Origin of the sequence: Sporosarcina sp. FA9 (assembly GCF_051550205.1) — a bacterium.
Lineage (GTDB): Bacteria > Bacillota > Bacilli > Bacillales_A > Planococcaceae > Sporosarcina.
In genome coordinates this window covers 1,495,281-1,509,435 of record NZ_CP188819.1, presented here as the reverse complement: position 1 = coordinate 1,509,435, position 14,155 = coordinate 1,495,281, and the positions used below count along the sequence as shown (strand labels likewise).

The window sequence follows — 14,155 nt, the reverse complement described above, 5'->3', positions numbered from 1 at the left end:
TACCTGGTTGTAACGTTGAATATGATCGATTGCTTATTGGACTTTTTCATTTCACCTGTAATCTTATGCAATAAATTCTAGTAAAATCTCTTCTGAACAAAAACTCCTCCACATAAAGGAAGAGTTTTTCACACGATTCTAGAAAGATTTTTATAAACAAACCCAAATACTTGTATAAACCAGCACTTCTCGTTATTCCCCACTTCTAACCGATCAACGATAATTCATGATATGTCTCTAGCTTTAGTTTTAAACGCTCATTTAGATAACGATGGATATAATCAGCAATAAATAACTCTTTTTCATTTTCAATTGCTGAAGAGTTGAACATTTTTTTAAGCCTACCAAATTTTTTTTGATGAAAAAACTCGTCTACAGCCTCAGCATGCAAATGGGCAATTATTTTGTTCTCTAAAGAACGTTCACGTAATGAAATTGCAACATCTTTTATCCTTTGTTCTCTTATTTCTTCTAATTGTTCTTTCAAACTTTCATTTTCTTTACTATAATAGTGTGCCAATGCTTTTATTTCTTCAATTTGTGCATTAGAATCTCCTAGGCATGCTTGAACTTGCTGTTGGATGAACTCTAGATTGATGGTGAGTTCTTGTCCCTCATTTTCCACTTGTTTTATTTCAAATAAGCCTGTCCCAACCATCTCGTTTACAATATTGCTCAGCCTATCCACTTTTTCCAACAGTTCCTCTTGAGACGAAAAAGTTTGTGGTTTAATATCCTTCTCTTCATTAATTCCAAGTAAATTTGATAACCCTTTCACACGATATTCATCTTTCAGCAATAAAATCATGCGAAGTTTTAAAATAGCTGTAAATGTTAAGCGAATGACGGATTCGGATGAGGGATTTTCCTCCGAGGCGAAAATATACGTTTCAAACGGTTTAATATAATATCGAATTTGTTTAATAGGTACATCAAAGTAACGAGCAACTTCTGTAGTCGAATATAGTTCCTGTTCATTGATTTCTTCCAAATACGTCTCACTATAAAAAGTGTTTTTCTCGGGCGTATTACGGAGTAATGCAAACAATGGATCTTCTGATAAAACTTCTCGTATTCTCCTTGTTCTTTCGTTTTCTGTTTCCAATCTAATCACCTCTCTGTCCTCGAATAATAATGTTGTATTCTTACCTATATTCTACCTATCTCATCATTTTCCTGTTATTTACCCGAAGGATTCGTTCGACAACTTTCTTACCATTGAATAATATCGAATAAAACAATTGAAATTTAGTATTTATTGACGAAACGACTCCATGGCCCTTAATATATTAATGGAAGTGACCTTTCCTGTTTTATGGTACAGTTAGTTTTTAAAAGGAGCGAGAAAATTTGGATACACGTATTGTCGAAGTAGAAGCATTTTCAGTAAGAGGATTCGACCGAATAGGACCCCTGACAATGATTCCAGAATTATGGGAGAATTTTAATTCAGCATTAGCCGAGAATGAGATTCATGCGGACGAATCCTTTGGAGTTTGTTTACGGGCCGAAAAGGATGAATTTCACTATATTGCAGGTATTAATTCCACAATTTTGGCGGGCTTGGCCAATAGCATAGAAGTTACCATACCTAAGGGCAAATTCATCGTAGGTTTGGTGGAGGATGGAGTTCATGAAATTTCCGCATCTTTTGAGACACTCATGCAAAGAAAAGACATACAATTTCGTCCTTCCTATGCATTGGAAAGATATGTTCATCCCAAAGGTTCTACAGGGTTCGAAATTGAGGTTTGGTTGCCAATTGAATAACTTAATATCCGATATAAAAATATAAGGTGCATCATTGAATTTAGAATTCAATGATGCACCTTTTTTCTTATAAAACGCCAGCAATCAATTGAATCTCAATCGGTGCGTTGCCTGGTAAAGACGCTACACCTATTGCTGCACGACTTCCTATGCCTGAATCCCCTAATTCTTCATATAAATATTCAGAAGCGAAGTCTGCAATGCTTGAATGCGATTCAAATGTTTCATCCGAATTAATATAAACTGTCAGCGAAATTATTTGTTCCAGCTGTTCTTGTTCTGCAAGTAAATTCTTCGCTGCAGTAAGTGCATTGGCAACGGCTTGACGAACCGCTGTTTTATAAGCACTCACCGAGTCCCCAGTTCTTACTTTTCCACTTTGAATGAGTACGCCGTTCTTTCTTGGTGTCATTCCAGCCGTATAAATCATATTGCCAAAGCGTGATGCAGGAGCGTATTTCCCTTGAGGTATTGGATTGTTTTTTTCTTCCAACGTACTCATTTACGATACTCACTTGCTAACTGAACGATACGGTCCATGGCTGAGACCGCCGATGTATGGTCTTGTGAAAAGTTAATGCGAAAGCTGTCTGTGAACTGTGGTCCGAATTCTGATCCTGGCGTAACTGTAACAGCCGCACGATGTCTAAGAATCTTAACAAAATCATTTATCGGAATACCCAAATCTATAATTTTAGGGAATAGATAGCTGCCCGCTTCTGTTGTTCGTACTTTAAAACCTCCAGAATCATTCAATTTGGAGATTAAATCATCGCGAATTGCTTGGTGTTGTGAAATTCGATCTGTCATCCATCCTTCTGGCTCCGCAAACCAAGATTTAAGTACTGCTTGGCTATATCCACCTGCGCGAAGCGAAACAATTGCTTGTAGTTTTTCCATACGTTCAATTATTTTTGCAGATCCAAAAGCCACACCTAATCTGTAGCCGCTTAACGACTCAGTTTTTGATGGTCCTAAAATAGTGATTACATTTTCTGGATCCACTATATTTTGTGCACATAGATGCGTATAACTTTGTCCGTCGAAAATCTGACGCGAATAGAGTTCATCCACAATAACAGTTGCGCCGTACTCCTGTGCTAAATTCGCAATTCCAAGAATCTCATCTTGTGAATAAACTACACCTGTTGGGTTATTTGGATTTGAGAATAAAAACAGTTTCACGCCTGCTTTAAATGCATCCTCAAGTTGAGTCAAATCCAAACCTGCACATTTATCTGAATTGAAGTAATCCATTTGAATAGGATAGATTTCTCCGTCAAAGAATTCGACTAGCTTTCGATTGGCAAAATAATCGGGTACAACAATTGCTACTTTATCTCCTCTGGAAATCGTAGATCCCATGGCCAAGAAAAGTGCACCTTGCGTTCCCGGAGTTATGATAAAATTTCGGTCCGCATTAATACTCGTACCCGTAAAAACCGAAAGCTTTTCAGCTACATTTTCTCGGATCACTTTACTTCCCCGATACTCAGTGTAAGCTTGCTTTCCTCCGAGATGTACCCCCTGGGTAAAGTCCTCTAAACTGCCTGGAATTGGTTCAAAGGCATCCACATCACCATGCGAAAAATCTACCGGAGTACCAGCAACTTTCTCACCAGGCACTTCCACTTCATTTGCATTCTGTCTTACTTCTTGCCCAGGTGCAAACTCCGCCCCAAGTTTTAAAAACTTCTTATCTAATAAACTCATCATTCATTCCCCTTTTCTTCGACAATTTTCTTAGTAACTTCTAAAAATTTCTCTATTTCTTCTACACTATTGCAGTGCAAAGGGGATACTCGAATTGCACCGGTCATCCCAAATGACTCTAACATTCGATTCGAATAAATACTCGTTACTACACGATCATAGACAATCACATTTGCATTTTCATATTGTAGAACAGCCTCTTGGAAATCCAAATCTTTTATGCTGATGGCAACAATCAAATCTCTTTTAGACAAATCCTCATAGTCCAGATGAACAGTCACTCCGGGAATCTCTCTTAATCCCTTCACATTTGCCGTTCCATTAAGCATTCCTTCTAGTAGAGCTCTCTCTTGCAGAGCAATTCGATTCATTCCCTCTACATATAAACTTCTGCGATCTTCCACATCAGAAAACGTACTTCCAATCCAACATACATAATCTACAACCTCACTGATTGAAGCAAAATGACCTGGAACGGAACTCCCCAGTTGTAATTCACCATCGGCTTTGCCCAATAAACGCTGGTGTGGAAGATTTGCGGCTCTTTCAGAAAGATATGCTACACCAATACCTCTTGAACCAAAGAATTTGTAGGGTGCAAAATTCATTGCATCCACTGGTGTTTTTTCGATATCAATAATGCCGTGTGGAGCGTGCTGTACAGCATCTACAACAATATAGAGATCTGGTTTAATCTTCCTTGCCTCTTTCACAATCGTTTCAATATCCAAAATAGCACCCGAAATATTTGAAGCGAAAATAACACTTAACAAACAGGTATCTTTATCAATCAGTTTAGTGATTTCTTCAACGTCAACTCCACCAGTCACAGGATTGCTTTTAGCAACGCGGAATTCCTTACCCGACTTATCCGCATAAAACTTTGCTGCATCGAAAGCGGATGGATGTTCAAGAACGGTAGTCACTATATTTGTACCCTCAATATTTTCGGCAATCAAACGAGTAATTTCAAAAATCGCTTTAGAAGCCGTTAAATACGTAGCAATACTTCCTTCTTTAGCATTGAAAATAATTCGTGTATCATCGATTCCCTTTTGTTCAACATCTGTTAAATATTTCGATGTTTCATGTTCACGCATCGGACAATTGGGTATCAAATCAAACTGCGCAAATATTTCATTCGCACGTTTCAATCTAAAAGACCCTCCTGCATTGTCAAAAAACAGTCGGTCCACTTGTTTTAAGGGATCGAAGCCAACATAAGCAAACTTCTCTCTAATTTCTGCAAGTAACTCATTGTTGAATAATTCACCATTTTTTTGTGTTCCCATTTTGATAAACCCCCCAGTTTTTTGTTGTTAAAATGTATTCTTCATTGCAACGTTTTGTTAAATTCAATAACGTACTTCCATTTCTCTGATTTCAGAAAAATGACTGTGACGTCCATTGGAATGGATTGATGATCGAATGACACTCTCGTGCTTTTTAAAATTGGGTCCCCTACATTGATTTGCAGATGATTTGCGACATGCGAATCCGCCGAAACAGCTTCTAATTCCTCTTTAATCGTAGTAAACACAATGTTTTTTTCATCTTTAAATAACTGATCAATCGATATAAATGCAGGATCTTTTTGGAACATCTCGATAGGTAAATGAGGTGGTAAATAATGCTCTAAATAAATGACTGGTTCACCATCATCCGTACGAATTCGTTTCAGATGAATCAATTCTGCTTGGCTACTAACACCAAGAACACTTGCATAATAAGGCGATGCCTTTTCAACAATTTCGATTGTTCTTGCCGATATCTTTTTCCAATCTCTCATATAATTGTTTTTAAAACCGGTCATTGTTGTCCATTGACCGATGGGATTAAAGTTTGCCACAAACGACCCTTTCCCCTGTGATCGATAAATTAATCCATTCGATTCAAGCTTACTTAATGCTTGTCTAACAGGAGTACGGCTTGCCTGAAATAGTTTTTCCAGCTCACTTTCCGAGGGCAAGGCATCCCCAACTTTATAAAACGAGTTGTGAATTTTCTCAGCAATAGAATCATAAATCACTTGATAAATTGGTTTTTTATTATTTAATTGATTCATTGGATTTACTTAGCTCCTTTGCGAACGACTTTTAGAAACTCATTTCCTCGAGTATTTAACACTATTAACTAATTACTCTAACTATCTACATCATACCAAACATACTTAGTATTACAAGTGGAATTAAAAAATTACTTATAATTATTAAACAGTCATCCAATTAGTGATTATAAATTGATTGGATGACTGTTTAATTTGAATGCTAACTATTACGTCTGACTTAGTTCCGTATAGACGACGAATCTTTCTTCATGTGTTTTGGAAGAAACCACAGATTAATCGAGCTAACTTAAGGATACCTACATACCGATAATTAAATATATAAGAAATGGTAAATTCTTTTACACAAAATTACACCTTTGATCTGATTCTTTCTGTCGAAATGAGGTATAATATAAGAAAGCAACGAAAGGGTGTTCGCAAATGAAAAACAATAATAAATTACGCGTGATGGAATTGTTCGCTGGCGTAGGTGGCTTCCGTCTTGGATTAGAAAAAGCGAATCCTGACCTATTCGAAGTCACATGGGCAAATCAATGGGAACCTTCTCGTAAAGCACAAGACGCATTTGACTGTTATTCAAGCAGCTTCCATACCGGTGAACATAGTAATGAAGATATTACAACAGTATCAGATGAAAAATTTCAAGAGCTATCACCTGATTTATTAGTCGGTGGTTTTCCTTGTCAAGACTATTCAGTTGCTCGAACACTGTCTGGTGAACAAGGGATAACTGGGAAAAAAGGAGTCCTATTTTGGGAAATTAAAAGAGTTCTTGAAAATGCACATCCCAAATATGTACTTCTTGAAAACGTAGATCGCTTATTGAAATCACCATCTTCTCAAAGGGGACGCGATTTTGCAGTTATGCTAGCAACATTTAGGGATTTGGATTATAGCGTTGAATGGCGTGTTATTAATGCTGCCGATTATGGATTTGCCCAAAGACGAAGAAGAGTTTTTATTTTTGCATACAAAAATGGAACTACTTTCTCAAATGAGCAAAAAGAGATTAACATGCAACAAGTAGTATTTAAAGATGGTTTCTTTGCAAAACCTTTTCCCGTCTATGAAACTCCTTACAAAGATCGGTTAGATTTTGATAAGCTACCAAAAGATATTCTTAATATATCTGATAACTACTCCTTTAACTTCCATACTGCTGGACTTATGAAAAATGGAGAACTTTTCACAGCTCATGTAGACCCTGTGTTACAAAATTCTACAACTCTTCAAGATATTTTGTTAGACGAAAGTCTAATTGATGAAAAGTATTATCTATCTCCTGAAGCTGAACTAAAATTCGACTATTTAAGAGGCTCTAAGAAAATAGAAAGAACAACTTCAGATGGACATAAATATACATTCTCAGAGGGTGGAATGTCCCCTACTGACTTGTTGGACAAGCCGGGAAGAACAATGTTAACTAGTGAAGGCTCAATAAACCGAAGTACTCATATTGTAGAAGTGAATGGACGAAAGAGACTTATAACACCAATTGAGTGTGAACGACTGAACAGCTTCCCAGACAACTGGACAGCTGGAATGACTGATCGAATGCGCTATTTCTGTATGGGGAATGCATTAGTAGTTGGTTTGATTGAAATTATGGGAGAACGAATTGCAGAATTAGAAGAAGTCGATATAAACACGAAAATTCAATTAGAATTTGCATTAAACTGATACTTTCCTGTATCAGTTTTTTTCTTATGCTAAAATGAAGGAAATGCTCTATTCGAAAGGGGATTTTTCATGATTTATGAAACGGAAGAAGCATTGATGTATAAAGCTAAACAAGCTGAAGGAAAATCTTTTGGTGAGATAGATAAAAGCGGTCGTATTGAAAATGAAAAAGCAAAAGGACAACTTGGACAAATTGTTGAAGAAAGCTTTTTTGGCTATGAGATAAATTCAAAAAGTGAGCCAGACTTTGCACACTTGGGAATTGAATTAAAAGTTACACCTGTTAAACGAAACAAAAACAGAACATTTTCAGCTAAAGAAAGACTAGTACTCAATATTATTAACTACCACTTAGAAGTGAAGTCTTCATTTTATGATTCAAGTTTTTGGAAAAAGAATGAAGAAATCTTAATTATGTTCTATGAATGGATCCCATTAGTAAAAAGAGCTGATTACAGGATTATCAAGTCATATCTACACAACTTCACTGAAGAAGATTTAGAAATAATTAAACAAGATTGGTACATAATTTCAAGTAAAATTAAAGCTGGTCTTGCGCATGAATTATCTGAAGCCGATACAAATTATCTTGCTGCAAGCACAAAAGGTGCAAATAAAAGTTCTTTACGTTCCCAGCCATTTAGTGATGAAATGGCTATGCAAAGAGCTTTTTCATTAAAACAGAGCTATATGACCGCCTTGTTTCGAAAAGTCATTTCATCCGATAAGTTAATATCCTTCACCACTCCACAGGATCTAAAAGTTAAATCTTTAGAACAACTTTTAATAGAAAAGTTTGCTTCATTCGTAGGTAAGACATTAGAAGAAATATCAATCGAAACTGGTAATTCCATCAATCATAAATCGAAAAGCTTTCTTCAACAATTCGTCAGTCAGCTACTTGGGATTAAAGGAACTAAACTCAACCAGATTTCTGAATTTGCCAAAGCTAATATTCATGTTAAAACTATCAGACTTGAACCAAATGGTGTTCCAAAAGAGCATATGTCTTTTAAAAACATAGATTTTCATGAATGGGCAAACGAAGATTGGGATGATAGCTGGCTGAAAAATCACTTTGAGGAAACTAAATTTCTTTTTGTAGTATTTCAATACAAAGAATCTGTTAAACAAAATCCTAAACGCCAACTTTATTTTAATGGTGTATCGCTTTGGAATATGCCATTAAAAGAAATTGAAGGAAAGCTATATCAATTTTGGAAACATGTCCAATCACTAATCAATGATGGTATTGAATTAACACCAGTTCAGCAAAAAACTAATATTATAGTTAAAAATAACCTTCCAAAGCCAAAATATAATGGTTTATGTCACATCAGACCTAGAGCTAGGGATGGAAGCGATAAAACGGCACTGCCTGATGGGAAGCAAATTACGAGACAAGCATTTTGGTTGGATAATAATTACATTTCAAAAGTAGTACACATAGGACATCCAAATATAAAAGAAGGATAGTGATTTTATTATGAGTGAAAATAACAATATAAATGAATGGGAATCAAAGACAAGTTGTGAATTTTATATTGGAGATCAAATGTTCCATCGAAATGCAGAGTTGTTTTTAAAAAACTTTCCTAAACTTAAAGAAGATATTACAAATGCGCTTACACAAAACCTTGATAGTATAGAACATAGCAAAAGAAAGAAAAATGGTCGTGAATATAAAGGATTAACGGCAGATTCAATAAACAAGGCCTTAAAAAAGAGCCTTAAAAACATTAGTGACTTAAAGTTTGAAGTCAAATATAAAGATGGTGTTTTGTTTGATTCACCCAAAATTGAAGGATTTGATTTTGCACTTTTTGATGAGGAATTTAACCTCGTCAACTTTAGAAATTATTGTTTCGGAAAAAAGTCTATTTTTGAAGGTGTTGAAGAATGGACTAATGAATTGGATAAAAGAGCAGATTGGAAAGCTACCGCTGATAATCTAGATCTACTCGATTTAACAATAAATGCCGGTGTTGATCTTCCCGCTATTAAAAAAGTTCCAACGATTATTGGAGAAGTACAATTCGCAAATTGGGCACTTGCTTATTACGATATGTTTAAAGTTTTACATTTAGATAATCTAACAGATTTGGATTTATTAATTTACATTACAGGAACTGGTGACTTAAACAACTATTTAAGCGATAGCATTGTAAATTATAAAGGCATGGAAAGTATTATCATCGAACATAATAGCATAATAAAAGTTCCGATTTGGTTAATTGGTCTTGATGTAAAATGAATTTATAGAATAATAATTCTTGTCCATAAAAAACATTCATTTTTATTTACAGTCTTAAATTCGCTACATTCTTGTTTGATTTAAATCGTATGTTATACAAAAGTAGACCATTTCTCATTTCAAACAAGAAATGGTCTACTTTTTGTATTCTCTTGCATTAAGCAAACATTGTTGATTGAAGTGGAAAGTGGCGACTCTGGCGGGATTAGCGAGACCACAGTGGTGCTTTACCAACCGAGGAGCTCAACGCCCGGCCCAAAGAAGAATGGTTTTTATTCTTCGCAAGCAGAACGCGTCCACCTGCAACGGAAATAAACAATTTGTCAATGCAGATAACATTACTTAATACTACATTTCTTCTTGAAATCACTTTTAATCCAATTAAGCCCACATGAACTTATATATTTTTTCTATACATTTTAATCCTTATCTTGACCTTTTCGTATTATTTTCCTTCTTTACTTTCGAATCAAATTCTGATGCGAATTCCTCTTTTAGTTTGTCTTTCGAAATATTGTTATCGCCTTTGTCCCTACCCGTATATATTTCAAAAGGATTATGCGTTCTTTCGTTCATTGTTTTCTTGTTGTTTTTATTCGCCAAAAATGCTCACCTCCTAGACGTTACTATGCTCTAGAAGATGCTGTTTTATTCTATTTTTTCGAAAGTGTTTATAGTGAAAACATATTGAAAAAAAAATAATAAAAAATCTTTTTAAATAAAAGGTTTAAGTTTTTTCTGCATGGGTATATACTAAATACAAGGCAAAACTACCGAACGATGAACCTGTTAGACGAGTAACCTTTCAGAGGATTCTAAGGATGAAATGCACTGCCTTGGCGGAAAATTTGCTTTACTGACGAGCGATACACTTTTTAAGAAGTAGCGTATCAAATTAGTAAACAGTTACATTTTTTGTGCAAGTGCAATATAAGACCAGGTAGTAAGCATACGATCGCGTATTAAACACCTTGCGACAGCCGAAACCGGTAATACAATCAAACTGAATAAGCACGGCGGTACAGATTTAATCGTCAGAAAGAACAGTTTGTATGATGTCAAACGACAAATTTTCCGTGAATGAATCCCATTTGATTATGGGCAAGAAAAGGCATGTTCCAATTGGAACTTGCCTTTTCTGTGCATAAATCTTCATTATTATTAGATTAACTTAAGATTTTGTCCCTTTATACTCCAACAATTCTTTATGATATTTATTCATCGAGGAAGTCGACACTTCAAACCACTCAGCAATTTGCTTAAGCGTTAAATCCAAAGATTTAAAATACCCCTCGTCTATTCCAAATCGAATCGCGCCAGCTGCTATGGCTACTTCTTTTCGTGCGTTCGGTTGCAGTTCTACTAAATAGTCCTCAACCATTTCCAACAACTCATTTGATTCTCGATCGTTCTTTTCTAAAAAATCCATTACATGATCAAGAACGCCGGTTTCAAATTCGGTGAATTCCCCACCTTCAAAACCGTCTTCGCCAAGATTCTTCCAAAACAATACACTGTTGTCTTTCCAATAAGTTTCTAGTGTCTTATCGGTTTCCAATTCATACTGCTTTGCAAAGTTCTTAAACACTTCTTGATGATCTACTGGAAAGAATATTAAACTAGAAACCGCTAAAAAGCGATTCGCGACGGATGTTCCATCAGGTAATATGAAGCAATATACATTTGCACCAATAGATACCGGCTTTTCACTTTCACGTCTTAATTCAATTGTCTCGTTTCCAAAAATAGATTTTAGAATTAAATATTCACTATCCACTTGAGTCACTTCGCCGATGAATATTCTAGGTTTTCTCCATGTTTCTAGTACAGTTAAAATGGAAGAACGCATTTGTTTTTTACTTACCTTATCCAAATAACCAATCCATATATCTGTACGGTAATGGAAGAAAAATTCATCGAGTACAATCGCTTCAATCATTTCTTCATTGATAGCGATTTGTAAAGAACCTTTCCATTTGTTTGCCAACTCGGTATACTCTGAAATGTCTTTACGCACTGGAAACGATTCATAAAAGTTTTGTAAAATCCGTTCTAATTCTTCAATATGCATATCTTTTACTTCAACTAACTCTTTTGATTCACAACATTTTTTATATTTTTTGCCGCTATCACATGGACAGCGATCATTACGACCAACCATTAAAACACTTCCTTATTGTATTTACAAGACACTTAAGTATACCACGCATGAAATATCTAGGTGGATTTTATAATTCTATATTTCATTTAAACTTCTTTTTCGTGTTTTCAAAAAAAAGAATCATGTTACAATAATCAAAGGACTTAAAATAATCCCTTCAATTCGAATCCTTTTATTATTAATTTATGTAAGAATGTAAGGTAACTAGGGAAAGAAAGTGTGAATGATTTGAACGAACTCTTTATTATATTAAAGGATATTATTTTACCTGTTTTCGTTATTATAAGTGTTGGTTTTCTTATGCAGAGAAAGTTTAATTTGAACGTACAAACCTTGGCTAGACTGAACATCTATTATCTAGTTCCAGGCTTTATCTTCGTAAAATTATATACTACGAAACTTTCATTTTCTATATTTTATTCGGTTATCCTATTTTTCGTTTTATATGTATTAGTACTTTATCTTGTTTCATTAATTTCGAGTAAAATACTTGGGTTACAAACGGGCGAGAAAACAGCTTTCACGAATAGTGTGCTCTTTTACAACTCAGGAAACTATGGGGTTCCTGTCAACGATTTAGTCTTTAAAAGTGACCCCTTTGCAATGTCCATACAAGTCTTAATTCTTACTTTCCAAAATATATTCTTATTCTCCTATGGTATATTTACATTGCAATCGGTAAAAATCGGTAAAATTAGAGCTATGTTGGCTTATTTTAAGATGCCAGTTTTATATGCGATGCTTTTAGGTATTTCGCTTAACATTTTTCATATACCAATCCCAAACTTCATTTGGATTCCAGCGAATTATACTGCGGATGCTATGGTAGCACTTGCATTACTGACTTTGGGTGCACAAGTAGCGACTATTAAATTTAAAACGGGTTTATCTACTGTGTATGCAAGTTTATTTCTAAGACTTATACTTGGGCCTGTACTAGCATTAGGGCTTATTTTATTATTTCGGATTGATGGAGTTATGGCACAAGCGTTATTAATTGGAGCAGCTATGCCGACTTCCGTTAATAGTGCGGTAATTGCCCAGGAATATGATAATCATCCAGAATTAGCAGCACAAATTGTACTGTTTTCAACAGCGATGAGTGCGATTACTGTATCGATTGTTATTTTTCTTTCAAAGGTATTATTTTAACTTTCGAAGAAAAAATAGAGGTATTGACCATAAATACACATTTGAAGAATAATGAAATCCTTCAAATGTGTAAAGGTTAATTTGCCGATGTGGAGAGAAATTATATCCTTGGAGCTGGTTCTGTTTTGAACGGTTAACTAAAACTTATCGCTCCCTACAAAATTTACAAACTTGACTTGTCGTGTTTGAATCTATTCTTAAATTGTATAATAATTTAATTCCTGTTCTATGGCACTTTGGACATTCTCCACGGCATATTGAAGTATACGTTTTTAATCTTTTCCCACGGTTATTTTTCGCCATGTTCATCCCCCTCAAGTAACACTCATCTCTCTCTTTAGTAAATGATGGAATGATGCAAATATTGACGAAAATTTCACCTATTTTTCATTTATATTTCATTCGTTAATTAAAGTACATTCCAGTTCCTTCAATAACCATTTTGGAACAACAAATCTTGCGGTCATGAGCGGATCGACGATTTGGCAAATTTCACTATGTCCCGCTGCACTCATAAGCATTGTGATTTCACTTAAAGGAAGACCCGTTTTTTCGACAATACGTTCAATCATTTCGCTTGTTGCAAGTTTAGCTGCCTCGTCAAGCGTTTCGGCCGAAACGATTTGCGTGAAAACGACTTCATTTTCCAACATCGGATGACTCAGTCGATCGCCTTTTAGAACATCCAGTTTCACAGTAACTTCACCAGCCACTTCAACTCCTGAGACACTTACTTCCCCGTCACCCATTGCTGCATGCAGATCACCAAGGGCAAACAAAGCACCTTCCGCAAACACAGGGAAATATAAAATGGCACCTTCGGTAATCATCTTATTGTCCATACTCCCGCCATGCGCACCAGGTGTCCCACAATTTACACCATTTTCTTCAGGGGCAACTCCAATGACACCAATCATTTTATTTAATGGTAGTTCAATGTCATTAAAATGTATTTTATCGTCCTTAATGGGTAAAATCTTAGACTCCATTCGTTCGATTTTATGACCCATTACACCTAAGTTTGGTCCTACAACCATTACACCTTGTTTACCGATTTCAATCTTCTCAATCGTAACTTTCAAAATATCCCCTGGCATTGCATCTTCTACAAAAATCGGACCTGTTGCGGGATTGATTTTATCCCAATCGATTCGACCTACTTCGGTTTCTGGAGTTTGAATTTGGTTCTGGAAACAATCGTATGTTTCAATTTTCATTGTTGTTCCAGATGGAACTTTTATTACGTACGGATTGGTTTTATTAAACTCATAAATAATTCCCGATTCAGTAGTTACTGTTTTCATTTACATTCCCCCTTTTATATATATGGTATCATAATAATACATGCTAACCAACA

Annotated in this window: 13 protein-coding genes; 5 read left to right on the top strand and 8 right to left on the bottom strand. The window is 35.4% G+C overall.

Translation table 11 applies throughout. The features are described from left to right. Nucleotides 1-205: 205 nt before the first annotated feature. On the bottom strand, nucleotides 206-1,105 hold the full coding sequence (locus ACP8HH_RS07350) for a DNA primase (protein WP_438317985.1): 900 nt from the start codon (nucleotides 1,103-1,105) through the stop codon (nucleotides 206-208). A 245-nt stretch (nucleotides 1,106-1,350) separates the two neighbouring features. Here ACP8HH_RS07350 and ACP8HH_RS07345 point away from each other — a divergent pair, with 245 nt between their 5' ends. Further along, nucleotides 1,351-1,770 carry a GyrI-like domain-containing protein gene (locus tag ACP8HH_RS07345; RefSeq protein ID WP_438317982.1) on the top strand — a complete coding sequence of 140 codons (420 nt, stop codon included), beginning with the start codon at nucleotides 1,351-1,353 and terminating at the stop codon, nucleotides 1,768-1,770. A gap of 67 nt (nucleotides 1,771-1,837) precedes the next feature. Here the strand turns inward: ACP8HH_RS07345 and ACP8HH_RS07340 are convergent, their stop codons facing one another. The 4 genes from ACP8HH_RS07340 to ACP8HH_RS07325 are packed head-to-tail and all read right to left on the bottom strand — an operon-like array spanning nucleotide 1,838 to nucleotide 5,548. After that, nucleotides 1,838-2,272 carry a RidA family protein gene (locus ACP8HH_RS07340; protein WP_438317979.1) on the bottom strand — a complete coding sequence of 145 codons (435 nt, stop codon included), beginning with the start codon at nucleotides 2,270-2,272 and terminating at the stop codon, nucleotides 1,838-1,840. Beyond that, nucleotides 2,269-3,483 (bottom strand): pyridoxal phosphate-dependent aminotransferase, encoded by a 1,215-nt coding sequence (locus ACP8HH_RS07335; RefSeq protein WP_438317976.1) that lies wholly within the window; start codon nucleotides 3,481-3,483, stop codon nucleotides 2,269-2,271. The genes ACP8HH_RS07340 and ACP8HH_RS07335 overlap by 4 nt, the downstream gene beginning before the upstream one ends. Continuing rightward, the gene (locus ACP8HH_RS07330; RefSeq protein ID WP_438317973.1) at nucleotides 3,483-4,775 is read right to left on the bottom strand and encodes an aminotransferase class V-fold PLP-dependent enzyme; all 1,293 of its coding nucleotides are present in this window, start codon (nucleotides 4,773-4,775) and stop codon (nucleotides 3,483-3,485) included. The genes ACP8HH_RS07335 and ACP8HH_RS07330 overlap by 1 nt, the downstream gene beginning before the upstream one ends. A 41-nt stretch (nucleotides 4,776-4,816) precedes the next feature. Then, nucleotides 4,817-5,548 (bottom strand): GntR family transcriptional regulator, encoded by a 732-nt coding sequence (locus tag ACP8HH_RS07325; protein ID WP_438317970.1) that lies wholly within the window; start codon nucleotides 5,546-5,548, stop codon nucleotides 4,817-4,819. 423 nt (nucleotides 5,549-5,971) lie between these two features. On the opposite strand from ACP8HH_RS07325, the gene dcm reads away from it, so the two are divergent. The 3 genes from dcm to ACP8HH_RS07310 all read left to right on the top strand — a co-directional run bounded on the left by dcm (nucleotide 5,972) and on the right by ACP8HH_RS07310 (nucleotide 9,485). Further along, nucleotides 5,972-7,231, top strand: a complete 1,260-nt coding sequence (dcm, locus tag ACP8HH_RS07320) for a DNA (cytosine-5-)-methyltransferase (RefSeq protein ID WP_438317968.1) — start codon at nucleotides 5,972-5,974, stop codon at nucleotides 7,229-7,231. 69 nt (nucleotides 7,232-7,300) lie between these two features. After that, nucleotides 7,301-8,707, top strand: a complete 1,407-nt coding sequence (locus ACP8HH_RS07315) for a Sau3AI family type II restriction endonuclease (RefSeq protein WP_438317965.1) — start codon at nucleotides 7,301-7,303, stop codon at nucleotides 8,705-8,707. Nucleotides 8,708-8,717: 10 nt separating this feature from the next. Continuing rightward, complete coding sequence (locus tag ACP8HH_RS07310; RefSeq protein ID WP_438317962.1) at nucleotides 8,718-9,485, top strand: BglII/BstYI family type II restriction endonuclease; 768 nt, start codon at nucleotides 8,718-8,720, stop codon at nucleotides 9,483-9,485. A gap of 426 nt (nucleotides 9,486-9,911) precedes the next feature. On the opposite strand, the gene ACP8HH_RS07305 is transcribed toward ACP8HH_RS07310, so the two are convergent. Both ACP8HH_RS07305 and ACP8HH_RS07300 read right to left on the bottom strand, forming a co-directional pair. Further along, on the bottom strand, nucleotides 9,912-10,088 hold the full coding sequence (locus ACP8HH_RS07305) for a hypothetical protein (RefSeq protein WP_438317959.1): 177 nt from the start codon (nucleotides 10,086-10,088) through the stop codon (nucleotides 9,912-9,914). 568 nt (nucleotides 10,089-10,656) lie between these two features. Continuing rightward, nucleotides 10,657-11,646, bottom strand: a complete 990-nt coding sequence (locus ACP8HH_RS07300) for a YecA family protein (RefSeq protein WP_438317956.1) — start codon at nucleotides 11,644-11,646, stop codon at nucleotides 10,657-10,659. Between the two features lie 228 nt (nucleotides 11,647-11,874). On the opposite strand from ACP8HH_RS07300, the gene ACP8HH_RS07295 reads away from it, so the two are divergent. Next, nucleotides 11,875-12,798, top strand: coding sequence for an AEC family transporter (locus ACP8HH_RS07295; protein ID WP_438319064.1), 924 nt, complete (start codon nucleotides 11,875-11,877; stop codon nucleotides 12,796-12,798). Between the two features lie 398 nt (nucleotides 12,799-13,196). Here ACP8HH_RS07295 and ACP8HH_RS07290 read toward each other — a convergent pair whose 3' ends face one another. After that, nucleotides 13,197-14,102, bottom strand: a complete 906-nt coding sequence (locus ACP8HH_RS07290; RefSeq protein WP_438317954.1) for an acetamidase/formamidase family protein — start codon at nucleotides 14,100-14,102, stop codon at nucleotides 13,197-13,199. Nucleotides 14,103-14,155 lie beyond the last annotated feature (53 nt).

Bases quoted from the DNA above. Each gene is read 5' to 3' on its own strand.
- ACP8HH_RS07340 (WP_438317979.1), bottom strand. From the start codon at position 2,272: ATGAGTACGTTGGAAGAAAAAAACAATCCAATACCTCAAGGGAAATAC.
- ACP8HH_RS07335 (WP_438317976.1), bottom strand. From the start codon at position 3,483: ATGAGTTTATTAGATAAGAAGTTTTTAAAACTTGGGGCGGAGTTTGCA.
- ACP8HH_RS07330 (WP_438317973.1), bottom strand. From the start codon at position 4,775: ATGGGAACACAAAAAAATGGTGAATTATTCAACAATGAGTTACTTGCA.
- ACP8HH_RS07325 (WP_438317970.1), bottom strand. From the start codon at position 5,548: ATGAATCAATTAAATAATAAAAAACCAATTTATCAAGTGATTTATGAT.
- dcm (WP_438317968.1), top strand. From the start codon at position 5,972: ATGAAAAACAATAATAAATTACGCGTGATGGAATTGTTCGCTGGCGTA.
- ACP8HH_RS07315 (WP_438317965.1), top strand. From the start codon at position 7,301: ATGATTTATGAAACGGAAGAAGCATTGATGTATAAAGCTAAACAAGCT.
- ACP8HH_RS07310 (WP_438317962.1), top strand. From the start codon at position 8,718: ATGAGTGAAAATAACAATATAAATGAATGGGAATCAAAGACAAGTTGT.
- ACP8HH_RS07300 (WP_438317956.1), bottom strand. From the start codon at position 11,646: ATGGTTGGTCGTAATGATCGCTGTCCATGTGATAGCGGCAAAAAATAT.
- ACP8HH_RS07290 (WP_438317954.1), bottom strand. From the start codon at position 14,102: ATGAAAACAGTAACTACTGAATCGGGAATTATTTATGAGTTTAATAAA.